Here is a 23,162-nt window from a genome sequence, read left to right as displayed (position 1 = left end):
AGAATAAGAGGTTATATTGAAACCAGAACCGGCGGGCAATACGGCTGGTTTATGTTAAATCCGGTTTATCCAGATGATATAGTTTATGGCGAAAGTGCTCCGAATATTTCTGATGTAATAAGAGATAAAGGAGTTGTGAAATTCAATGAAGAAGTAGTGGTAAGTGCAAAAGTTGTTGATGAAGACAAAACTTCGGGAATAAAAAGTGTAAAATTAAATTACAGTAAAAATGATGCAGCATTTGTTTCGGTAGATATGACTTTAACAAATTTAACTGATTCAATTTGGAGTGCAACAATTCCGGCTTCAACTGATTCTGCTTTGGTTAAGTATTATGTTTCTGCAACCGATTCAAATAATTTTAGTTCTACGAGTCCTTCCAATATAAATAGAAGTTATTTTTATATGGTTTTAGATAGACCACTTAAGGTTAGTGATATTCAGTATTCACCATTCGGAAGCGGATATAGTGGTTATAATGGATATGAAGTTACTGTTAGCGGACAAGTATCTGCTGACACGACTGATATTCAAGGTGATGGTGCAAATATTGGTCGGCAAGTTTATATTCAAGGATATGAAAATGGACCATGGAGCGGAATTCAAATTTTTGGAGTTGAAGCTGAAGCAGCACCAAGAAATGAACATGTATTTGTAACTGGAATTGTAAATGAAAGTTTCGGAGTTACAAGAATCGGTACTTTGGATATTGGTGCAAAAGTGGAATATTCATTAGCAGATTGGTTTCCACCAATTTATCCGGAATTAGAATTAATTTCAACAGCGGATATTGGCTCTTCAAGTGATGGATCACTTCCGGCAGAATCTTATGAGGGCGTTTTAGTAAAAATTAATAATGTAACTATTCTTGATGCAAACGCCGATGGCATAACTGATGGACCGGATGAAGGAAGCGGCGGCAGCAGAAATTTTGGCGAAATTTATATTACAGATACATCAAATGTTCAAATGAGATTAGAGCTTCAAGACGGAACACATGACTATCATAATATGTGGGATTCAGCATTGGAAGGCAAAGGAATTAAAATTGAAGCTGGGCATACTTTTGAAAGCATTACCGGAATTTTATTTTATTCATTTAGTAATTATAAACTTGTTCCAAGAAAAAATGATGATTTCGTAGGACATGTAACAAATATCAGTCAAGAAAACGTTGTACCGGAAGTTTATAGTTTATCACAAAATTATCCTAATCCTTTTAACCCAAGTACCATAATTAATTATTCAATTCCAAATGTTGCTTCGAGTTTTAACTCGAGTGTTACCTTGAAAATTTACGATGTACTCGGAAGAGAAATAAAAACATTAGTTAACAAAGTTCAAACTCCCGGAAATTATGAAGTTAAATTTGATGCCGGAAATTTATCAACCGGGATTTATTTCTATACTTTAAAATCCGGTGATTTTTATCAAACAAAAAAAATGATGTTAATAAAATAATTGAATATGTAGAGACGTAACATTTTGCGTCTCTACAAAAAAAACGAAATTGAAAAAAAAATTACTAAAATATTTTATATTGTTTCTTATTGTTGCAATTTCAAGTTGTGATGAAACGATAAATGATAATCTGGTTGAAAATCAATCGCCGGAAACTCATTTATTTATTTATACAGATTCTGAAATAAGTCAGCAAAAAAGTAAACTCCAAGTTCATTGGTGGGGAGATGACAAAGACGGATTAGTAATTGGTTATATTTTTAAATGGGAAGGAATAAATCAAACTTGGAATTTTACAACTTCAAATGATTCTACATTTACACTCCCAATCGGTACCGTAGATACATCTTATATATTTTATATTTCCGCAATTGATAATTCCGGAAATGGAATTTATGATAATGAAGTTATTTTTAACAATTTAAATATTGGTGCAGAACCTTTTACAGATTTAAATGGGAATAAAATTTATGATAATGGTGAACCGTTTGTTGATTTTGGATTAATTGATGAAACACCCGCAGCGCAAAAGTTCCCAATTAAAAATTCGCCGCCGGAAATTACATGGAATGATTTAAGTGTTCTTCCGGAAATTTCGTTTCCAGTTATGACAATTGGATGGAACGCATTTGATCTTGACGGAAATGAGACAATTACTGAAATTCATCTTGCACTAAATGATACAAACAATTTTGTTTCGTTCAATGGTTCAACGCGATTAGTGTCTATAATTGTTGATGATGTAAATTCCGCAATTCCCGAAATGAATATTTTTATTAATGCCGATGAAAATAAACTGCAATCGCAAAAACTTCAAAATTTGCAATTGGATAATTTTAATAGAATGTACATTCGCGGTGTTGATGTAAGCGGATCAAAATCCAAATTTTTACCTTTGCCGGATACAAGCAGAACTTGGTTTGTTTCAAAACCAAAAGGAGATTTATTAATTCTTGATGATTTTATTGGCGGAACTCAAGCTGCAGAATTTTATAGAAATAGTTTTAACATTTTTGCAGAAGGAAAATTCAACGAACTTGATTTGGAAAATATTTCGTTTCCTTATGAAGCAATAACATTCAAAAATACTTTAAATCTTTTCAAATATATATTTTGGTATTCCGGTTCAAATCCGAGAATTGATTTAGCAAATTTAGTAACGCAAAATTATTTACAGAATGGCGGAAAAATTGCCTTCTCAATGACGTTTCAAGATTCATCGGATAATTTTGAATTTTCAACACAAATTGCTCAAACGTTTTTACCAATAGAAAGTTTTGATAGTAAAAAAACTTTATCTTTTATGTTTGCTGGTGCAAATATTTTACCTTCAACGGAATTTGAAAATTATCCAACCTTAAAAACCCAATCCACAATTGGCTTTGTAAGAACTTTTAAAGTAAGTGAAATTACTGCATCCAAAGTTTATGATTTGACAAGCAGTCAAATTAACGGAAGTATTGGTTTGATAAATAATACCAAAAATTTATTTTTTATCGGACTTCCGCTTCATCAATGTGATGCAAATGGAAATGTTGGAAATTTACTCAATCAAATTTTTGTAAATGAGTTTGGATTGAATTAATGAAGAAAATACTCATAATATTAATATTATTTCAATCAATAATTTCTGCTCAAAACACCGGAAAGATTCAAGGAAAAGTAATTGATAAAAATTTAAAAGATGCTTTGCCCGGCGTAAATATTATAATTGAAGGAACATATTACGGCGCTGCAACTGATTACAATGGAAATTTTATAATTGAAAAAATCACTCCCGGAAAATATACAGTTAAAGCAACATTAATTGGTTTTAAGCAAATGGTTTTTACCGGAATTGAAATTCTATCAAACAAAACAACTTTGCTTGATATCAATATGGAAGAAACTGTTTTAACAATGGAACAAGATGTTGTTGTAGTTGGAGAAAAACCTTTAGTTGATGCGGAAGAAACTCAAAGTGTAAAATCAATTGGAAGAGATGAAATTGAAGTTGCAGTAATTGAAAATGTTAAAGATATTGTTACTCAGCAAGCTGGTGTTGTTCAATCTGATAATGCAATTCATATCCGCGGAGGTAGATCTTATGAAAATGCATTTTTATTAGATGGTGTTTCCGTTCAAGATCCATTAGCCGGAACCGGATTTGGTTTGCAATTAAGCGCCAATGCAATTGAAGAAGTTGAAGTTATTACGGGCGGATTTAATGCAGAATTTGGTCAAGCAACTTCCGGAGTTATAAATGTTAAGACTCGTGAAGGCGGAGAAAAATATTCCGGAGCAATTTCTTACAAGCGGGATAATTTTGGAAATAAATCATCTTCATACGTTTTTAATTTGGATGTTGCTGAAGCAAATTTTAGCGGTCCGGAACCAATAACAACTTTTTTACTTCCACAATTAGGATTACAAATTCCGGGAAAACTTTCTTTCTTCGCAAATTTTTATATGGGAATTAGCGATGGAATTACTCAAGGTTATTATAAACCAACAGCATCACAAATTTATTCTTCAACTTTTCACGGAACAAAATTTTCTCCGCGTGCGGAAAATAATTGGTTCTGGCTCGGAAAATTAACTTATGCAATTTCGCCGACTATGAAATTAGATTATTCGTATAATCAGTCGGTAAGTATAAATCAAAATTCTCAATCATTGCAATCAAACTTAGAATATGTTGAACCAAGCCCGGGCTATCAATATGAGTTTCAATATAATTTAAATAATGCAAATGTTTTCACTCACAACAATACATATAACTCTCTTACTTGGACTCACACATTAAACTCAAGTACTTTCTATACTATGAAGATTAATAAATTTTTCTCCAACTTAAGGGCAGATGCAAATGGGAAAAATTGGAGCGAATATATTGAGCCGAAAGATATCGTAACTTTTCCGATTGAATATTATAATTTGGATACTGATACGATTGGCGTAATTCCCGGTGATGGATTTTGGGATGTTGGAAATCCTTATACTTGGCGTGATCATTACATTGATGAATTTTCTTTTAAAGGTGATGTTACAAGTTTTTTTGATGAAAAAAATAAATTTAAAGCCGGCTTCGATTTAGTTTTTCAAGAAATGCAAGTGATTGATATTTACAAACCTTGGATCGGCGAACTTGGTTTAAATAATGATATTTACAAAGTTCATCCGGCAAAAGGATCATTCTATGCTCAAGATAATATAAATTTCAGCGGAATGATTTTAAATTTCGGAATGCGATTAGATTATTGGTTCCCTGGAAAATATGTTGATGATGCAATTGAAAATCCGGATGTTATTACAATTCCAAATGAAACAAGAACAAAATATAAAGAAGATACTTTTAAATGGTTGAACGGAAATAGATTCAAAGCAAGGTTAAGTCCGCGCTTGGGAATTTCACATCCGGTAACTGATAATCAAGTTTTATTTTTTTCATACGGACATTTCAGCAAATGGCCGAATCCAAAATATATTTATGCAAAACTTAGTCCAACAAATGCGCAGTCATCATTTCAAACTTTTGGAAATCCAAATTTGAATCCAGAAACAACTGTTGCGTATGAACTTGGATTAAAAAATCAATTTTCTACTGATGATGTTTTAACAGTTACAGCTTACTACAAAGATATTTTTGATTATGTAAGAACGCGAACCGCAAAAATTACATCGCCAAGATTTGCAACTCAATCTTTTACAACTTACGCAAATTTGGATTATGCAAAATCACGCGGCGTTGAATTAGAGTATAAAAAAAGAATCGGGAAATGGTTTAACGGAATGATGTCTTTATCATACGCAATTGTAACCGGAAAAAGTTCATCGGCTGAAGAAGGAGTTTTAATTTTACGCGGCGATTTGGATGAATCAATTAAAGAACAATTTATGTCTTGGGATAGACCTTTTACTTTCAACGGAAGTATGAATTTTTACATAGAAAAGGATGAACCGTTATTTGGTTTTGCTCCTGGAATTTTAGATGATATAAATATTTATTTCAGATTATTTTATCAATCCGGGAAACGTTATACGGAATATATTTTTACCGGAAATTATGATACGGACGGCAGACCGGAATACGCTTATGACAGAACAAATATTTTAGAATCAGTAGGTGCTAATTGGTTTTGGGTCGATATGAATATAGAAAAATATTTTAAGTTTGCCGGATTAAATTTTTCAGTATTTACAGAAGTAAATAATTTATTTGATATTAATAATTCTGCAATTGTAAATCCCGTTACGGGAAAAGCTTATGAAACTGGTGATGCAACTCCATCAACTTGGAATGATCCCAATTATCCGGATTTGCAAGCACCGTTAAATCCTTATCCGTATAATCCGGCAAGATATTTAACAAGAAGAAATATAAAATTTGGAGTTAGTTTAAAATTTTAAATAGATTTTGTCATTCCCGCGATATCGGAAATCCATAAAAATAAAATGGATTCCCGATATTATCATTCGGGAATAACAATAAGTAGTATTTTGTGTTTTTGAGTTTGAAAATTATTTGAAGTTTGGTTTTTTCTTTTTTTTGAATTTGAAATTTGTTTGAAATTTAAGTTCTAACATATGTTATTTGTCGTTTGTTTGAAATTTGATTTTTATCATTTACAATTTTTTTATTAGAAATTTGATTTTTGCTTTTTGTGATTTATAAAAAATTTATGAATAAAATATTTACAATACTTTTATTAATATTTCTCTCAGTTATAGAATTGAATGCTCAACTTTTTCCAACTTTGGGCGGACAGAGAGCCGGAATTTCTACAGCACAATTTCTAAAAATTGGAGTTGGTGGAAGAGCTACGGCAATGGGAGATGCATTTGTTGCAATTGCAAATGATGTTTCTTCGCTTTATTGGAATCCGGCGGGATTGGTTTTATCAAATAAAAATGAAATTATGTTTTCACACAATAATTGGATTGTAGATATTGGTCATGAATTTCTTGGCGCAAGTTATCATTTATCAACAAATGATGCAGTTGGTATATCGTTAATATCGCTTCATATGGAAGATATGAAAGTTACAACGGAAGTTAATCCGTTTGGAACCGGCGAATATTTTTCCTTTGGCGATTTTGCAATTTCTGCAACTTATTCAAGAAAGATGACGGAACAATTCAGCTTTGGTGCAACAATTAGGTATTTTGAAGAAACTTTAGATAAATTAAAAATGCGAGGAGTTTTAGTTGATTTAGGAACATTTTATTACACTGGTTTGGGTTCAACAAGATTTGCAGTTACAATTACAAATTTTGGAAATGAATTAGCTCCGGATGGAAAAGTAATTTTATTCGGCGGAAGAAAAAAAGAACAATGGCAATCATTTTCTCCTCCTACAATGTTTCGAATTGGTTTTGCTTTAGAACCTTATCAAAATGAAAATCATAGAATTACAACTTCAATTCAGCTTAATCATCCGAATGATAATAGTGAAAATGTATCAACAGGAATTGAATATTCGTGGCATGAAATGTTTTTCATTCGCGGAGGTTATAAAATTAATGTTGATGAACAAGATATTTCATTTGGTGCGGGTGTAAATATGAATACGGAATTTGCTGATTTTACTTTGGATTATTCATTCGTAAATTTTGAGCGACTTGGTTCAGCTCACAGATTCTCCATAATTCTTGGTTTGTAAAATAAAATGTTAAGTAAAAAAATAATATCGATTATAAAATTTTCTGCAATTGTAGGATTGATAATTATTGCATTTTCTTGCACTGATAAATTTGATATTAATGATTTAAATATTTCTAAAAATGATAATGGCGGAAATTTTGGAGATACACTTTATATTCAGCAATTTCCAAATTGGACCGGATTCAATAATCCGCAAGACATGATAATTGGAAAAGATTTATTCATTTATGTCGCTGATACTGATAATGATAGAATTATAATGATTGATATTTCCGGACAAATTTTAAGCGAAAAAAAAATTAAAAAGCCAATTGCAATTGCGCAAGATTACAAGCTTAATTTATTTGTCGTTGCTGAGTTTGATACTTTAATTAATAATCAAAATTTAACTTTTAGCTCTTTGTACAAAATTGATTTGGTTGAAACCGGGCATATTTTATCAAACACAAAATTGGAAAGAATTCTTCCTCAAAATCCAAGTATTGATCCTTTTGCATTTAACAGAACTGATAGATTTTACACCGGAGTTTGCACTTTTTACGATAACTCAGTTTATGTTTCACGTAAAGGTCCGTCAAATTCAAATCCGGTTGATAGAGACAATACAATAATTCGAGTTAGAATTTTAAATAATGGTACAATTTCATTATTTAAAATTCCGGGCTTAGAACCGGAAGGAACGGGAATTTTATCCGCAAATCAAATTAGCTCGCTTACTTCTTTAAATTCAAAAAGTTCTGATGTTATTCTTACATTAGTTGGGAATAATAGCTTTAAGGTTCAGTGGTTGGAATTTATTTCTAATTCTGATTTTGAAGGGTATCTTTCAAAACTTAGTGCATTTTCTTGCGATTTAATGAGTGTAAATAAATTTGGTAAACCGGAAGATATTGCTTTGGATGAAGCAAATAATATTTATGTTGCAGATGCAGAAAAAGATAGTGTTTTCAAATTCAATTCATTTGGGGATGAATTAGAATCATTTGGTGGAACGGAAATTATGTCATCGCCGCATGCCGTTGCGCATTATGATAGAACTTTGTACATATTGGATACAGGTAATAACAGAATTTTACGATTTATTCTTTCAACTGAAATTGATTAAATGAAAAAACAAAAATATTACTTTTTACTTTTTGTAATTTTCTTTCAAAATAATTTTTTCGCTCAAGATACTTTTCGAGTAATGACATATAATATTTTAAATTATCCAAGCAAAATTTCTTCCACACGAAATCCGTATTTTAAGAAAATTATTTATGAAATTAAGCCGGATATTTTAGTTGTTCAAGAAATGGAAAGCGCTTTCGGTGTTGAATTATTTATAAATGAAGTTTTAGATTCGAATTATACAGCCGGTGAATTTGTTGATGGTTACGATACAGATAATGCACTTTTTTATAAAGATTCAATTTTTACTTTTATAGATAATGAACCTATTAATACAGCTTTAAGAAATATTTCTAAACTTACTTTTGTTCATAAAAATACGAATGATACATTAATTATTTTTTCTGCACATTTAAAGGCAAGTGATTCGGAAACAGATAGACAAAAAAGATTGGAAGAAGTTAAAATTTTGCGAGATGTTACGGATAAATTTTTTCCAAGTAAAAATTATTTGTTAGTCGGCGATTTAAATATTTATTATTCAACCGAACCTGCATTTCAAGAATTAGTTGATAAAACAAATTCGGGATATTTTTTAGATCCAATAAATCAAATTGGTTATTGGCATAATAATTCAACTTACAGAGGAATTCATACGCAGTCTACAAGATTAACAAATCTCTCTGATGAAGGCTCAACCGGCGGACTTGATGATAGATTTGATATGATTCTTGCTTCACAATCAATTATTGATACTGGGGGAATTACATACATTCCTAATTCTTACAAATCTTTTGGTAATGACGGAAATCATTTTAACAAAGCAATTAGCGCGTTTCCAAATACTTCGGTTTCAGATGAAATTGCTTCTGCACTTTATTATTCATCGGATCATCTTCCGGTTTTTGCAGATTTTAAAGTTGAACCTCTTACTTCAATAAAATCTGATACTAATATTAAAAATCAATTTGTGTTAAATCAGAATTATCCAAATCCATTTAATGCGAGTACAACAATTAAATATTCAATTGGTACTGTAGAAACGCAAAATTTTGCATCTCTACAACTAAGGGTTTATGATGTTCTTGGAAGGGAAATAAAAACTTTATTCAATAAAGTTCAATTGCCCGGAAATTATGAAATAATTTTTAATGCAGAAGATTTAATTTCTGGGGTTTACTTTTATATTCTTCAAGTTGATGATAAATTATCAACAAAAAAAATGATTTTATTAAAGTAGAATTTTAGTATTAAATTGAAAAATATTTTAATAATCCCTAACTTTACAAATTGATTTATTACATAAAGGAGAAAAATGGCTATTAACGAAGGAACAATTGTCAGAGTAATTGGTCCAGTTGTGGATATTGATTTTTCAGGTGGAAAACTTCCGGAAATTTATAACGCAATTCATATTCCACGCGAAGATGATGGAGTAAAATCAGTTTTAACTTTAGAAGTTCAACAGCATCTTGGCGAAAACAGAATTAGATCTATTGCAATGGATATTACAGATGGATTAGTTAGAGGAATGAAAGCTATTGATACTGGTGAACCGATTTCAGTACCGGTTGGACCAGAAACTTTAGGACGTTTAATAAATGTTTTAGGCGAAGGAATTGATGAATTAGGTGAAATTAAAACTGAACGACGAGCTCCAATTCATCATCATCCACCGGCATTTAATAAACTTTCGACATCGCAGGAAATGTTTGAAACCGGAATTAAAGTTATAGATTTGTTAGAGCCATATTCAAAAGGCGGTAAAACCGGTTTATTTGGAGGTGCTGGGGTTGGTAAAACTGTAATTATTCAAGAACTTATTCATAATATTGCATCACAGCACGGTGGTTACTCAGTATTTACCGGAGTTGGTGAAAGAACAAGAGAAGGGAATGATCTTTGGCGAGAAATGAAAGAATCCGGAGTTTTGGATAAAACTGCTTTAGTATTTGGACAAATGAATGAACCTCCAGGCGCAAGATTAAGAGTTGGTCTTACCGGTTTAACAATGGCAGAATATTTTAGAGATGTTGAAGAAAGAGATGTTTTATTGTTTATTGATAATATTTTCCGTTTTACGCAAGCTGGTTCAGAAGTAAGTGCTTTGTTAGGAAGAATGCCTTCTGCGGTTGGATATCAGCCAAACTTAGCTTCGGAAATGGGTGAGTTGCAAGAAAGAATTACATCAACTGATAAAGGTTCAATTACATCTGTACAAGCAATTTATGTTCCCGCAGATGATTTAACCGATCCGGCACCGGCAACAGCTTTTTCTCATTTGGATGCTACCACAGTTTTAAGTAGACAAATTTCTGAATTAGGAATTTATCCGGCGGTTGATCCTTTAGACTCAACATCTAGAATTCTTGAACCGGGAATTTTAGGACAAGAACATTATAAAGTTGCAAGTCAAGTTAAAGAAATTTTGCAAGCATATAAAGATTTACAAGACATTATTAATATTTTGGGCATGGATGAACTTTCAGAAGATGATAAAGTTGTAGTTAGAAGAGCTAGAAGAATTCAAAGATTTTTAAGTCAGCCGTTTCATGTTGCTGAACAGTTTACGGGAATTCCGGGCAAGTATGTAAAATTAGAAGATACAATTAGAAGCTTCAAGGAAATTCTTGAAGGCAAACATGATAATTTGCCGGAAATGGCTTTTATGTATGTTGGTACAATTGAAGAAGCTGTAGAAAAAGCTAAAAAAATGGCTTAACATGAAAAAGTTGGAATTAGAAATAATAACACCAAGTAAAATTGGATATGAAGGAAAGGTAATTTCTGTAACTGTTCCGGGAACTAACGGAAATTTTCAAATACTTTTTAATCATGCACCAATAATAAGCTCTTTGGAAATTGGAGAAATTAAAATTGAAGAAACTGAAAATTCTAAATTAATATATTCAACAAGCGGCGGAACTTTAGAATTATCAAACAATAAAATAATTATTTTAGCGGAATCTTTTGAACGAGCAGATTCTATCGATATAAAGAGAGCAGAAGAAGCAAAATTACGCGCAGAAAATAGATTGAAAAATAAGCGAAGTGAGAATGTTGATGAAATGCGTGCCGAACTTGCTTTAAAAAGAGCTATAAATAGGTTAAAAACAGCAAACAGTTATTCTTCTTTTTCAAACTGAAATTAATACAAAAAGGGTTTAAATTAACTTTAAACCCTTTTCATAAATCATCTCAAATTACTTTGCATCATTAAAACGTTTTGAAACAGCATCCCAATCAATAACATTCCAAAAAGCTGAAATATAATCAGGTCTTCTATTTTGGTAATGTAAATAATAAGCATGTTCCCAAACATCCAAACCTAAAATTGGAGTTCCTTTTACTTCAGCTACATCCATTAAAGGATTATCTTGATTTGGCGTGGAAGATACAACTAATTTCCCACCGGAAACAACCAACCAAGCCCAGCCCGATCCAAATCTTGTTGCACCAGCTTTAGAAAATGTTTCTTTAAAACTTTCAAATGATCCGAATGTTGAATTAATTTCTTCAGCTAATTTACCGGTTGGAACTCCGCCTTTTCCTTTACCCATAATTGTCCAGAATAAAGAATGGTTAAAATGTCCACCGCCATTATTTCTAACTGCTGCCGGATATTTTGAAATACTAGCTAATAATTCTTCTAAAGTTTTTCCTTCCATCTCGGTTCCGGCAATTGCAGTATTTAAATTATTTACATATGCAGCATGATGTTTTCCATGATGAATTTCCATTGTTCTTGCATCAATATATGGTTCAAGTGCATTAAAATCATACGGTAATGCCGGCAATTCAAATTTACTCATTACGTTACTCCTTTTATTATTTGAAAAAATATTAATTTTTGAACTAAATGTTACAAATGGTAAAAGTCCAAGCGACGTTAAAAATCTATTTCTTTTCATTTAAACTCCGAATGATTCACCGCAGCCGCAAGTTTTGGTTGCATTTGGATTGTTAAAAATAAAACCTCGTCCATTTAATCCATCGCTAAAATCAAGTTGTGTTCCCATTAAATAAAACAGACTTTTTCCATCAACCACAATTTTTAAATCTTGATTTTCAAAATAAGTATCTCCATCTTTTTCATCAGCATCAAATCCCATGTTATAAGTAAATCCGGAACATCCGCCGCCCTTTATACTTATTCGCAGTGAATAATTTTCAGGGATATTATTTTCAATCATAATTTGTTTAACTTGTTTAATGGCTTTTTCAGAAATTGTAATTGTTGAACTTGTATCAATTGCGTTGTTCATTTGAAACTCCTTCCAATTCGGTAATTTTATGTTTAATTCCTATATCAAAATTTACTTTCCAAGATTTTTTATCAATTTGCAAAAGATCATTCGTTTTTAATAATTCATCAATAAAATTTCTTGCTATTGTTTCTGCTTGAGAATAACTAATTGGATTTTCTTTCATATCAAAATATGATTTAATTGCATATTGAAGATCTCGAAGAAATAAATTTGAATGTTTAAATAAAGGATAATCTTCTTTCATAAAATTGAAAAAAATGTTTTTGTTTGATTTTAAATGTTCAAGTTGGTTCATATTAGCTCTAATATTAATTTGTAATTTCTCGCAATGTTATTGATCCAAACATATCATTAATTTTATTTTGTAAATTCAGAAATGGAGTTCTTATAAAACAATTATTTAGTCGTCCGCAATTTTCTGTTGTTGCATTTTCAAAACTACAATTTGTTAATTGAATATTTTCATCCAGTGCATTAATAATTTGAAGAATTGTAAGTTTTTCAGATGGAACAATTAGAGAATAACCTCCGTATTTTCCTTGTTCTGATTTTACAATTCCTTTCCTCACTAATTTTTGAAGCAATTTGGCTAGTAAATCGTAAGGAATATTTAGCTCTCCGGAAATAGTTGAACTGCTTAATTTTATTTCTTTATTTTCAGAAATATATTTAAGTGCAAGAATTGAATATTCAACAGATTTAGAAATTTTTATCATAAACACGACTAAAATTGTCGTATTTAAAATAAAAAAGTATCAACAAAAATACAAGATAGAAAAAATCAATTAACTAAAATTGCTAAACAATTTTGGGCAAAATCTACAAGTGGTGAAAAATAAATTCCAAAAATTAGTGTTGGAATTAAGAGAATTAGAATGAAAACAATTTCGTTTGCTGAAACTTTTAATTGCGGAACTTCTTGTTCTGCATCGCTTATAAACATGTGTTTAAGAATTCTGATATAATAGTAAAGTGAAACAACACTGTTTAATACTGCAACAACTGCAACAAAAATCATTTTTGCATCAATCAAAGAAATGAAAATGTAAAGTTTAGAAATGAATCCTGCAGTTGGCGGTAATCCGGTTAGAGAAATTAAAAACACAGTTAGTGAAACACCGAGAAATGGGGAAGCGTAACCAAGTTTATTATAATCGTTTATATTCTCTGAATTTATCTGATTTGCAATAACCATTACAATATAGAAAGCGCCAATATTCATTAGTAAATAAACTAAGAAATAAATCATAACTGATAGCAAACCTTGATCGCTTAAAACAGCAATGCCCAAAAGCATATATCCGGCGTGTGCAATACTTGAATATGCAAGCATTCTTTTAATATTATCTTGCCATAAAGCAGCAAAATTTCCTAGTGTCATTGTTAAAATTGAAATAACAATTATAAAACTTTGCCAATCGAAACCATCTAAAAGAATCCAACTACCACTAACTTCTTTTAACAAAAATGTTGTTTTAATAAATCTGATTAGAAGAGCAAAACCAGCAGCTTTACTTGCAACAGATAAAAATGCAGTAACAGAAATTGGTGCACCTTCATAAACATCTGGTGTCCAAAAATGAAATGGAACTGCAGAAATTTTAAATCCAATTCCGGTAAAAATTAATATTATTGAGAAAGAATACGCTAAAATATTTACACTTGTTGATTTAAAAACATCATTAATGATGAAAAGATTTGTATTTCCGGTTAAGCCATAAATGATTGAAATTCCGAATAACATCAAACCAGAAGAAGCAGCACCGTAAACTAAATATTTTAACGAAGCTTCAGTATCTCTATCCCTTAATTTCGTAAATCCAGCTAAAACGTATGAGGAAAGTGAAAGTAATTCTACGGATAAATAAATCATTATCAAATCGGAAGCGGAAACCATAAACAGCATTCCCAAAATCATTCCGAAAATTAATGTATAAAATTCTCCGGAGCGATCTGATAAATTTTGAATTTCAGAAGAATTTTTTGCGAATAAAATTATTAAAATAGAAGTAATTAAAATTATAATCTTAAAATATGAACCGAATGAATCAATAGTTAATAATCCGTAATCATTATTTGCGGAGCTTACAACAAATGCAGTTGAATTTAAATTTAAACCGTTTATTGTAAAATATAAAGAAACAAATAATCCAATTAATCCAATAAAAGGAATTATTGATTTGTCTTTATTATAAATTAAATCCACCAAAACTAATAGAATCAAAGTTCCAGAAATGATAACTTCTGGAATTATTAAAGAGATATCGGTTAAAAGTTTTTCAAACATTTTATTATCAGAATTCTGAGTAAAAATTTATTATCAATTACATTCCGCTTAAGGAAAAACCTTGCGCTTTATCACTTAAAAATTGAACAAGAGTATTAACAGACGTATTCATGATATCCAGCATTGCCGAGGGATAAATTCCTAAAAATACAATTATAATAGTTAAAGGAATAAACATTGCATATTCTCTAAATGTGATATCAGTTAAAACATCTTCCCACTTTTTATTAAATTCGCCGAAGAAAATTCTTTGTAGAGTCCATAACATATAAGCTGCGCCGAATAAGATTCCAAGTGTTCCAATCATTGTTAAAACTCTAATTTCAGCAACGCCAAATGCTCCTACAAAAACCAAAGCTTCAGAAATAAATCCCGATAAGCTTGGCAAACCGATTGCGGCAAAAAAAGCAACAGTAACAAAAAAAGTATAAACCGGCATTTTGTTTGCTAAACCGCCAAATCCATTTATATCACGAGTATGAGCTCTATCATAAATAACACCAACAATCAAGAAGAGCATTGCAGTGATTGTACCATGGTTAAACATTTGGAAAATTGCTCCTGTAATTCCGGTTGTTGACATTGAAGCCATTCCAAGTAAAACATAACCCATATGAGAAACTGAAGAATAAGCAATTAATTTTTTGAAATCTTTTTGAGCCAATGCAACTAAAGCACCATAAATAATATTTATTACGCCAAACAGTGCAATATAATAAGATAAATCTTGTGTGATTTCCGGAAAAATTGGATAACTGATTCTTAGAATTCCGTAAGTTCCCATTTTAAGTAAAACGCCGGCTAATATTACGCTGATTGGAGTTGGAGCTTCAACGTGTGCATCCGGTAACCAAGTATGGAAAGGGAACATTGGAATTTTTATTGCAAAGCCAACAAACAAAGCAATATATGCCGCAAGTCTATAATTATTAGGATTTAAAGGAGATAAAATTCCATTAGTTGTATAATTTGTCGGATCCATCAAAGCTAGTAAATTAAATGTAAAAACTGTTGTGCCATCTGCTAAAGTTTCACTTGCGCTAAAATATAAAGCAATCATAACTAAAAGCATAAAAACGCTGCCGAATAAAGTATAAATAAAGAACTTAATTGCCGCATATTCTTTTCTTGGTCCGCCCCAAATTCCAATTAAGAAATACATAGGCAACAGCATTAGTTCCCAGAAAATGTAGAATAAAAAGAAATCTAAGGATACAAAAACGCCCATCATACCAGTATCAAGTAATAAAAAAAGTGCAAAAAAACCTTTTACAGATTTATTAATACTCCATGAAGAAATTACTGCAATAAACGAAACCAAAGCTGTTAAAAGCAACATAGGCACACTAAGACCATCAGCACCTAAAAAGTAATCAACTTTTACTGTCCCAATCCAAGAAAGACCGGCAATTTTTATCCATTGAAATTTTTCAACAAATTGAAATGAACTTGCTTCATAAATTCCACCGGCGGAATAATTAAAATTTGCTAATAAAACACCAGCAAGAATAATTTGCAGAAATGTTATTATTAGTGATGTAATCTTAATTTCTCTTGCCATTTTGCTTGGCATGAAAAGAATTAAAATCATACCAATAACTGGCAAAAAAGTAATTAATGATAAAATAGGAATTCCATTCATTATAATGTGTTACCTTATATTTTTAAACTTTTCTAAAAAGGTCCTATTATGAAAAATAAAATAATAACTGAAAAAACAACCAAAACAATATATGTCTGAACCTTTCCGGTTTGCAATTTCTTAAAATTAAATCCAACAAATCCGCTGAACAAAGCTGTACCATTAACAAATCCATCAACAATATATGTGTCAAACAATCCACTAATTTTTGAGAAAATTTTTGTTAAGTATGCAGAACCGTTAACAATTCCATCAACAACCCATTTATCAAACCAAGATAATAAATCACCAAGTTTTAAAGTTCCGCCGATAAATGATTTTGCATAAAATTCATCAACATACCATTTATTAAGTGAACCTTTGTAAAGTCCTTTTACACTATCTGCAATTTTATCGGGAGATATTTTCTTCCACTGGTACATTGTGAAAGCCAATAGAATTCCAAGCCCCGCAACAATTAATGAAATAATCATTGCCGGATAATGTGCCCAATGCATAGCATGAGTATATTTTTCTGAATGAATTATTTCTCCATGAGAATTTTGAACTGAATGCTCTGAAGATTCATTTATCATAAAATCATATGCTGCAGTTTTAGGAACGACAGTTTGCGGAGTAGTTACCCAACTTGTAGTAAACCATCCGGCATCCGGAGAAATTGGATTTGGAGTGTACCAGAAAAATATTGACAAAGTACTTAACACAACTAACGGCATAACCATTACAAAAGGTGATTCATGTGCGTGATCATATTTATGATGATTTCTTGGTTCACCGTGGAATGTTAAAATTACTAATCTGAACATATAAAAAGCCGTAAGGAACGCAACTAAAAATCCCATTGTTGGAATTAACCAATGCCCGGTTAAATGGCCAAATGCTAAAGTTCCCGCAAGAATTCCATCTTTACTTAAAAATCCGGAAAATAACGGAACACCGGAAATAGCTAAAGTTGAAATTAAAAATGTAAAATATGTAATCGGCATTTTTTTCTTCAATCCACCCATTTCTCTAATATCTTGTTCATGATGCATTGCATGAATTACAGAACCGGAACCCAAAAATAAACAAGCTTTAAAAAATGCATGGGTTACTAAATGGAAAAATGCGAAAGTATATGCGCCAACACCAAGTGCCATAACCATATATCCAAGCTGGCTAACAGTTGAGTAAGCTAATACTTTTTTAATATCATTTTGAGTTAATGCAATTGTTGCTGAAAATAGTGAAGTTACTGCTCCAACAACAGCAATTACAAGCATTGCATCTGCAGTTAACATTACAAATATTCTCGCAACCAAATAAACACCAGCAGCAACCATTGTTGCGGCATGAATTAAAGCGCTAACCGGAGTTGGACCTTCCATTGCATCCGGCAGCCAAACATGAAGTGGGAATTGAGCAGATTTTCCAACCGCGCCCATAAAAACCAATATTCCGGCAGCGGTTAACCAAGCTTCACTTCCAAAAGGTAAATTTCCGCTTGCAATTTGTGAATATATAAAATCGAATGAGAAAGATTTATAGTTAGTAAATAAAATTAGAATTCCGATAAACATTCCAATATCGCCAACTCTATTTGTGAGGAATGCTTTTTTACCGGCATCGGAAGCTGATTGTTTTTCGTACCAGAAACCAATTAATAAATATGATGATAATCCAACAAGTTCCCAGAAAATATACATCATCAACAAATTATCTGTTAGAACAATTCCTAACATCGAAAAAGTGAAAATTCCTAAATAAGCAAAATATCTTGAATATCTCGAATCACCTTTCATATAAGCTATAGAATAAATATGAACTAACATGCTTATTAGATTTACGACAAACAACATAATTACTGTAAGATTATCAATTTTAATTCCCAAATCAACGTGAAGATTTCCAAGATTTGGAACATTTCCAAAGTCAATCCAAGTGAAAGAAAATAAAATATCTTGATGCGAAAATGAAGTTAATTTTGAGTAACCAATAACAAGCGACAAAATAAAAGCAAGTGTTATAATTCCAACTTCAGCCAAATATAATTTAGGGAATTTTTTTCCAAAGAATAGTACAATGAAAAAACCAAACAAAGGAAGTAAAAGTACAACTAATGAAAGATTGATATTTGTAAATACTGTCATAAACTATTCTTTGAGATTATTTATTTCATCAACATTAACATTTGCAAATCTTTTGTAAATATTTAATACAATAGCCAAAGCAATTGCTGCTTCTGCAGCTGCTAAAATTATAACGAATAATGCATAAAGCTGACCATCAATACCAAAATTTCCGAATTTGGAAAATGCAACAAAATTTATATTTGCTGAATTAAGAATTAATTCAACTCCCATTAAAACCATAACGGCATTTTTTCTTGTTACAACTCCGTACAATCCAAGGGAGAAAAGTGCAACACTTATAGCTAAAAAATGATTTAATCCAACTTCCACTTTAATTATTCCTTATCTCTTCGTGCAATAGATGCAGCACCGATTAAAGCAATTAATAATAGAATTCCCAAGAGTTCAAAAACCAGAACATATTCACTTATAAGTAATTTACCTAATTCAAAAGATGTTGTATTTGGAATTTCAAAACTTTGCGATTTCCAATTTGTTGAAGTCATTACACCGAATAAAATTGCAGCAAATGCGGCCAAACCAATTATTGCTGGAAGAACTTGAAAAGAACCGGAACGAATTTCAACATTTGTAATTTTATTGGTTAACATAACACCGAATAATAAGAGAATTAAAATTCCGCCGACATAAACCATAATTTGAACAATAGCAATAAAATCAGCGCCAAGTAAAACATAAATTCCAGAAACACCAAAAAAAGTAAGTAAAAGACTAAATGCCGCGTGAACAATATTTCTTGCATTTACTACAATTACTGCAGAAATTATTGTTATTGCTGCAAATAAATAAAATATGATATCGTACAATTCCATTAAAAATTACTCTGCTTTTTTATCAGTATTTGGATCAACTTTTTTTTCAACAACCGGTTTTGGTTTTTCAACTTTTGCTTTTGCCGCCGCCAATTTTTCAGCTTCTTTTGCGGCTGTAAATTCTTCAAACTTCTTTTGTTTTTCTGCAATTTCCGAAGGTGTTAATGTTGCAAATCTATAAAGTAAATCTTCTCTTTCGAATTCAGAAAATTCATAAACTTGAGTCATTTTTATACATTCAGTTGGACAAGGATAAACACAAAGTGAGCAGAAGCAGCATTTTGCAATATCAATATCAAATTTTGTAACCCACAAAGCTTTCTTTTTTCCTTGCGAAGTCTCACCCGGGCTATCATCTGGTGTAGATTTTAAAGTCTCAATTGATATACAATTTACGGGACAAGCTCTTGCACATTGATCGCAGCCAATGCAATCATCCATATTTACAAAAAGTCTGTTTCGTGCTCGCTCCGGCATTTTTGGTTTTACATCTGGATATTGTATTGTTACCGAAGGAACGAAAAGATGTTTGAATGTAATTTTCATTCCGACTAAAACAGTGTAAAGAGCTTCGAATGTATTTTTGAAATATTCTTTCATGATCAAATTAATGTTATAAGACCAACAAGTAATAAAATTGCAATTGAATAGGGAATTAAATATTTCCAACAAAGAGTCATAAGTTGATCTACTCTTAATCTTGGTAAAGTCCAACGTAACCACATTTGTACAATAACCAAAGTTAAACCTTTAGATGCAAACCAAAATATTTGTTCAATAGGGATTAACCAATCAACACCAATAGAATTCCCAATATATCCGATTGGCGAATGATATCCGCCAAAAAATAAAACCGATATTAAGAAGGAAACAGCAAGCATATTTGCATATTCGGCAAGAAAAAACATTGCGAATTTCATTCCGCTATATTCTGTGAAAAATCCGGCAACTAATTCAGATTCAGCTTCAGGAATATCAAATGGAGTTCTATTTACTTCAGCTAAAGTACTTATGAAAATAATTATAAACGCACCAATCATTAAAGGGATAAGTAAAAATTTTGCAATTCCTGTAGAAGCTCCACCCAATATATTCCAATTCCAGAAAAAGGCTGTTTGTTGATTTGTAATTGTATCTAAATTTAAACTACTTGTTAACATTACCATTGTGAGCACAACAATTGCTGTAGGAATTTCATAACTAATAATTTGGGAAACCGATCTCATTGAGCCAAGCAAAGAATATTTATTATTTGATGACCAACCGCCCATTAATATTCCAGCAACAACTAGACTAGAAATTGCTAAAAAGTAAAATAATCCGATATCTATTGAACTTCCCATAAAAAAGCTCGAAAAGGGAATAACTGCAAATGCGGCAAAACTTCCCATAAAAACTAAATAGGGGGCAAAATTAAATAGTCTTTTATCTATTGAATCAGCAATAATATCTTCTTTTTGAATTAGTTTTAGAATATCCGCAACCGTTTGAAATATTCCATGATATCCGGTTCGCATTGGTCCAAGGCGATCTTGCATGTGTGCTGAAACTTTACGTTCAGCTAAAACTGCAAAAAGCGCGTAAGGTAAAATAAACAGAAATAAAGGTAAAGCAGCAGCAACAAAAAATGCTAAAATTTGATTTCCGAATATGTCAATTAAAAATTCGTACATTATCTATCAATTTCTCCTAATACTACATCAATACTTCCAAGAATTGCAATTACGTCTGCAACAAAATGACCCTTACACAATTCACCAAAAACTTCCATATTTACAAATGATGGAGCGCGGACTTTTACTCTAAATGGATTTACATTTCCATCACTAATAATAAAGTAACCAAGTTCACCTTTAGGATTTTCCACTCTTGAATAAATTGTACCTTTTGGCGGTTTTATTCTTTTTGGAATTGCTTCTTGAACATTTCCATCGGGAATATTATCAATAGCTTGTTCAATAATTCTTAAACTTTGTTCCATTTCCAAAACTCGAATATAATATCTATCCCAACAATCTCCGAGTGTTCCTTTTAATCCTTCACCAACCGGAATTTCAAAATCAAATTTATCATATATTGAATACGGATCATTTCTTCTTAAATCCCACTTTACTCCGCTTGCTCTTAAATTTGGACCAGTTACACCATAATTGATGGCAACATCGGCTGGTAGAATTCCAATATTTGCGGTTCTTTCAATAAAAATTTTATTGTACGAAAGCAAATTATTTAGTTCAGTAATTCTTGGTTTAAAATCACGGACAAAATCTTTTGTTTTTCGAACAAAATCCGGATGAATATCATGTGAAAGTCCGCCGACCCAAATATAGTTATATAAAAGTCTTGCGCCGCAAGTTTCTTCAAATATTGTAAGAATTTTTTCACGTTCTGCGAACAAAAAAAGGAAAGGAGTAAACGCACCCATATCAACGCCGTAAGTTCCAAGCGCAACCATGTGTGATGCAATTCTTTGTAATTCACCAACAATTACTCTGATATATTCAACTCTTTCAGGAATTGAAATTCCTAATAATCTTTCAACGGCAACGGCATAACCAAAATTATTATACATTGAAGCAAGATAATCCATTCTGTCTGTATATGGCACAACTTGAGGATATGTCATAGCCTCGCAGTGTTTTTCAAAACATCTATGTAAATATCCAATGTGAGGTTTTACATTTTTAACAAGTTCACCTTCTAGTTCAACTTCTAACCTCAAAACTCCATGTGTAGATGGATGTTGAGGTCCCATATTTAATACCATTTCTTCAGTTTTTATAGCCATATCAGTAAGGTATTTTCATTCCATTATAAAATTCTGGAGTTTCGAAATCTTTTCTTAAAGGATAACTTCCGTCTTCCCAATCATATGGCATTAAAATTCTAATTAAATTGGGATGATTAAGAAATTTTATTCCAAACATATCAAAAGCTTCTCTTTCATGCCAATCTGCACTTTTCCAAATTGATTCTACTGATTCAACTTCCGGATTTTCGATTGCGACGGAAACTTTTAAATTTAATTTATGATTTAATTTCATCGATTCTAAATGGTAATAAACGCTTAAAGTTCTGCCAACTAATTTTTCATTTCCATTTTCATCTTTTTCTTTTTTTGCATTATTATCATCAACGCCGGAAAGATTCATTAAATTATCAAATTGCAGTTTTTCATCGTCGCGTAAAAATGTACAAACTTCTGGTAATTGCAATGCATCAACATTTAGAAATGATTCTAATGGAAGTGAATTATCAAAACTGAAAGAAAAATTTGGGAATTTATTTTTTAATATTTCAAGAATTTCTTCAGCACTCATGCAGTCTTTCTCAATCTTTCGTTTCTGATTTTCTCTTGTAATTTTAATAATCCTTCTAATAAAGCTTCTGGTCGTGGAGGGCAGCCGGGTACATAAACATCAACGGGGATTACTCTATCTATTCCTTTTAAAACGTGATAGCCATGTTCCCAATAGGGTCCGCCACAATTTGCACAACTTCCCATAGAAATGATATATTTTGGATCTGGCATTTGTTCATATAATCTTTTAATTCTTGTTGCCATTTTTAATGTAACGGTTCCGGAAATTAAAATAACATCAGCTTGTCTTGGTGAAGGTCTTGGAATTACACCGAATCTATCAAAATCGTAGTGAGAAGCTGAAGTTGCCATCATTTCAATTGCGCAGCATGCTAAACCAAAACTCAATTGCCAAATTGATGAAAGTCTTGCCCAATTTAACAAATCTTCAGATTTTGTAATTACAATATTATTATCAGTAAATTCTTGGTCTAAAAAACTCATA

General features: G+C 31.3%; 22 protein-coding genes. 8 read left to right on the top strand and 14 right to left on the bottom strand.

The window, feature by feature from the left end; genetic code table 11:
• Positions 1-969: 969 nt before the first annotated feature.
• The 8 genes from IPM32_17790 (at position 970) to IPM32_17755 (ending at position 11,361) form a co-directional block, all read left to right on the top strand.
• Complete coding sequence (locus IPM32_17790; protein ID MBK8947102.1) at positions 970-1,461, top strand: T9SS type A sorting domain-containing protein; 492 nt, start codon at positions 970-972, stop codon at positions 1,459-1,461.
• A 49-nt stretch (positions 1,462-1,510) separates the two neighbouring features.
• On the top strand, positions 1,511-3,046 hold the full coding sequence (locus IPM32_17785) for a hypothetical protein (GenBank protein MBK8947101.1): 1,536 nt from the start codon (positions 1,511-1,513) through the stop codon (positions 3,044-3,046).
• The gene (locus IPM32_17780; protein MBK8947100.1) at positions 3,046-5,850 is read left to right on the top strand and encodes a TonB-dependent receptor; all 2,805 of its coding nucleotides are present in this window, start codon (positions 3,046-3,048) and stop codon (positions 5,848-5,850) included. The genes IPM32_17785 and IPM32_17780 overlap by 1 nt, the downstream gene beginning before the upstream one ends.
• Before the next feature lie 272 nt (positions 5,851-6,122).
• Entirely contained in the window at positions 6,123-7,103 is a 981-nt protein-coding gene (locus tag IPM32_17775) for a PorV/PorQ family protein (GenBank protein ID MBK8947099.1), read from the top strand.
• A gap of 6 nt (positions 7,104-7,109) precedes the next feature.
• Complete coding sequence (locus tag IPM32_17770; GenBank protein ID MBK8947098.1) at positions 7,110-8,210, top strand: hypothetical protein; 1,101 nt, start codon at positions 7,110-7,112, stop codon at positions 8,208-8,210.
• Positions 8,211-9,455 (top strand): T9SS type A sorting domain-containing protein, encoded by a 1,245-nt coding sequence (locus tag IPM32_17765; protein MBK8947097.1) that lies wholly within the window; start codon positions 8,211-8,213, stop codon positions 9,453-9,455.
• A gap of 75 nt (positions 9,456-9,530) precedes the next feature.
• Complete coding sequence (gene atpD / locus IPM32_17760; GenBank protein ID MBK8947096.1) at positions 9,531-10,937, top strand: F0F1 ATP synthase subunit beta; 1,407 nt, start codon at positions 9,531-9,533, stop codon at positions 10,935-10,937.
• A gap of 1 nt (position 10,938) precedes the next feature.
• Positions 10,939-11,361 carry a F0F1 ATP synthase subunit epsilon gene (locus IPM32_17755; protein MBK8947095.1) on the top strand — a complete coding sequence of 141 codons (423 nt, stop codon included), beginning with the start codon at positions 10,939-10,941 and terminating at the stop codon, positions 11,359-11,361.
• Positions 11,362-11,418: 57 nt separating this feature from the next.
• Here IPM32_17755 and IPM32_17750 read toward each other — a convergent pair whose 3' ends face one another.
• The 14 genes from IPM32_17750 to IPM32_17685 all read right to left on the bottom strand — a co-directional run bounded on the left by IPM32_17750 (position 11,419) and on the right by IPM32_17685 (position 23,161).
• Positions 11,419-12,027 carry a superoxide dismutase gene (locus IPM32_17750; GenBank protein MBK8947094.1) on the bottom strand — a complete coding sequence of 203 codons (609 nt, stop codon included), beginning with the start codon at positions 12,025-12,027 and terminating at the stop codon, positions 11,419-11,421.
• Between the two features lie 99 nt (positions 12,028-12,126).
• Positions 12,127-12,480, bottom strand: coding sequence for an iron-sulfur cluster insertion protein ErpA (gene erpA / locus IPM32_17745; protein ID MBK8947093.1), 354 nt, complete (start codon positions 12,478-12,480; stop codon positions 12,127-12,129).
• Entirely contained in the window at positions 12,464-12,778 is a 315-nt protein-coding gene (locus IPM32_17740) for a hypothetical protein (protein MBK8947092.1), read from the bottom strand. Before IPM32_17740 ends, erpA begins: the two co-directional genes overlap by 17 nt.
• A 13-nt stretch (positions 12,779-12,791) precedes the next feature.
• On the bottom strand, positions 12,792-13,199 hold the full coding sequence (locus IPM32_17735) for an Rrf2 family transcriptional regulator (GenBank protein MBK8947091.1): 408 nt from the start codon (positions 13,197-13,199) through the stop codon (positions 12,792-12,794).
• A gap of 65 nt (positions 13,200-13,264) precedes the next feature.
• On the bottom strand, positions 13,265-14,770 hold the full coding sequence (locus IPM32_17730; GenBank protein MBK8947090.1) for an NADH-quinone oxidoreductase subunit N: 1,506 nt from the start codon (positions 14,768-14,770) through the stop codon (positions 13,265-13,267).
• Positions 14,771-14,807: 37 nt separating this feature from the next.
• A complete protein-coding gene (locus IPM32_17725; protein ID MBK8947089.1) occupies positions 14,808-16,412 on the bottom strand; it encodes an NADH-quinone oxidoreductase subunit M in 1,605 nt (534 codons plus the stop codon).
• 32 nt (positions 16,413-16,444) lie between these two features.
• A complete protein-coding gene (gene nuoL / locus IPM32_17720) occupies positions 16,445-18,541 on the bottom strand; it encodes an NADH-quinone oxidoreductase subunit L (protein MBK8947088.1) in 2,097 nt (698 codons plus the stop codon).
• 3 nt (positions 18,542-18,544) lie between these two features.
• Positions 18,545-18,862 carry an NADH-quinone oxidoreductase subunit NuoK gene (gene nuoK, locus IPM32_17715; GenBank protein MBK8947087.1) on the bottom strand — a complete coding sequence of 106 codons (318 nt, stop codon included), beginning with the start codon at positions 18,860-18,862 and terminating at the stop codon, positions 18,545-18,547.
• Positions 18,859-19,356, bottom strand: a complete 498-nt coding sequence (locus IPM32_17710) for an NADH-quinone oxidoreductase subunit J (GenBank protein MBK8947086.1) — start codon at positions 19,354-19,356, stop codon at positions 18,859-18,861. Before IPM32_17710 ends, nuoK begins: the two co-directional genes overlap by 4 nt.
• A 6-nt stretch (positions 19,357-19,362) precedes the next feature.
• Entirely contained in the window at positions 19,363-19,956 is a 594-nt protein-coding gene (locus IPM32_17705; protein ID MBK8947085.1) for an NADH-quinone oxidoreductase subunit I, read from the bottom strand.
• A gap of 2 nt (positions 19,957-19,958) precedes the next feature.
• Positions 19,959-21,029 carry an NADH-quinone oxidoreductase subunit NuoH gene (nuoH, locus tag IPM32_17700; GenBank protein MBK8947084.1) on the bottom strand — a complete coding sequence of 357 codons (1,071 nt, stop codon included), beginning with the start codon at positions 21,027-21,029 and terminating at the stop codon, positions 19,959-19,961.
• The gene (locus tag IPM32_17695; GenBank protein MBK8947083.1) at positions 21,029-22,144 is read right to left on the bottom strand and encodes an NADH-quinone oxidoreductase subunit D; all 1,116 of its coding nucleotides are present in this window, start codon (positions 22,142-22,144) and stop codon (positions 21,029-21,031) included. Before IPM32_17695 ends, nuoH begins: the two co-directional genes overlap by 1 nt.
• Position 22,145: 1 nt before the next feature.
• Positions 22,146-22,676: an NADH-quinone oxidoreductase subunit C gene (locus tag IPM32_17690; GenBank protein MBK8947082.1), complete on the bottom strand. Its 531-nt coding sequence runs from the start codon at positions 22,674-22,676 to the stop codon at positions 22,146-22,148.
• Positions 22,673-23,161 carry an NADH-quinone oxidoreductase subunit B gene (locus IPM32_17685; protein ID MBK8947081.1) on the bottom strand — a complete coding sequence of 163 codons (489 nt, stop codon included), beginning with the start codon at positions 23,159-23,161 and terminating at the stop codon, positions 22,673-22,675. The genes IPM32_17690 and IPM32_17685 overlap by 4 nt, the downstream gene beginning before the upstream one ends.
• Position 23,162 lies beyond the last annotated feature (1 nt).

The sequence above is a fragment of the Ignavibacteriota bacterium genome (genome assembly GCA_016716225.1).
GTDB lineage: Bacteria > Bacteroidota > Ignavibacteria > Ignavibacteriales > Melioribacteraceae.
The sequence above is the reverse complement of the archived record's forward strand: the minus strand, read 5'-3'. Positions and strand labels throughout refer to the sequence as shown.

Excerpts from the sequence above, each read along its gene's own strand:
- IPM32_17790 (MBK8947102.1), top strand. The coding sequence starts at position 970 with ATGAGATTAGAGCTTCAAGACGGAACACATGACTATCATAATATGTGG.
- IPM32_17780 (MBK8947100.1), top strand. The coding sequence starts at position 3,046 with ATGAAGAAAATACTCATAATATTAATATTATTTCAATCAATAATTTCT.
- IPM32_17775 (MBK8947099.1), top strand. The coding sequence starts at position 6,123 with ATGAATAAAATATTTACAATACTTTTATTAATATTTCTCTCAGTTATA.
- IPM32_17770 (MBK8947098.1), top strand. The coding sequence starts at position 7,110 with ATGTTAAGTAAAAAAATAATATCGATTATAAAATTTTCTGCAATTGTA.
- IPM32_17765 (MBK8947097.1), top strand. The coding sequence starts at position 8,211 with ATGAAAAAACAAAAATATTACTTTTTACTTTTTGTAATTTTCTTTCAA.
- atpD (MBK8947096.1), top strand. The coding sequence starts at position 9,531 with ATGGCTATTAACGAAGGAACAATTGTCAGAGTAATTGGTCCAGTTGTG.
- IPM32_17755 (MBK8947095.1), top strand. The coding sequence starts at position 10,939 with ATGAAAAAGTTGGAATTAGAAATAATAACACCAAGTAAAATTGGATAT.
- IPM32_17750 (MBK8947094.1), bottom strand. The coding sequence starts at position 12,027 with ATGAGTAAATTTGAATTGCCGGCATTACCGTATGATTTTAATGCACTT.
- erpA (MBK8947093.1), bottom strand. The coding sequence starts at position 12,480 with ATGAACAACGCAATTGATACAAGTTCAACAATTACAATTTCTGAAAAA.
- IPM32_17740 (MBK8947092.1), bottom strand. The coding sequence starts at position 12,778 with ATGAACCAACTTGAACATTTAAAATCAAACAAAAACATTTTTTTCAAT.
- IPM32_17735 (MBK8947091.1), bottom strand. The coding sequence starts at position 13,199 with ATGATAAAAATTTCTAAATCTGTTGAATATTCAATTCTTGCACTTAAA.
- IPM32_17730 (MBK8947090.1), bottom strand. The coding sequence starts at position 14,770 with ATGTTTGAAAAACTTTTAACCGATATCTCTTTAATAATTCCAGAAGTT.
- IPM32_17725 (MBK8947089.1), bottom strand. The coding sequence starts at position 16,412 with ATGAATGGAATTCCTATTTTATCATTAATTACTTTTTTGCCAGTTATT.
- nuoL (MBK8947088.1), bottom strand. The coding sequence starts at position 18,541 with ATGACAGTATTTACAAATATCAATCTTTCATTAGTTGTACTTTTACTT.
- IPM32_17710 (MBK8947086.1), bottom strand. The coding sequence starts at position 19,356 with ATGGAATTGTACGATATCATATTTTATTTATTTGCAGCAATAACAATA.
- IPM32_17705 (MBK8947085.1), bottom strand. The coding sequence starts at position 19,956 with ATGAAAGAATATTTCAAAAATACATTCGAAGCTCTTTACACTGTTTTA.
- nuoH (MBK8947084.1), bottom strand. The coding sequence starts at position 21,029 with ATGTACGAATTTTTAATTGACATATTCGGAAATCAAATTTTAGCATTT.
- IPM32_17695 (MBK8947083.1), bottom strand. The coding sequence starts at position 22,144 with ATGGCTATAAAAACTGAAGAAATGGTATTAAATATGGGACCTCAACAT.
- IPM32_17690 (MBK8947082.1), bottom strand. The coding sequence starts at position 22,676 with ATGAGTGCTGAAGAAATTCTTGAAATATTAAAAAATAAATTCCCAAAT.
- IPM32_17685 (MBK8947081.1), bottom strand. The coding sequence starts at position 23,161 with ATGAGTTTTTTAGACCAAGAATTTACTGATAATAATATTGTAATTACA.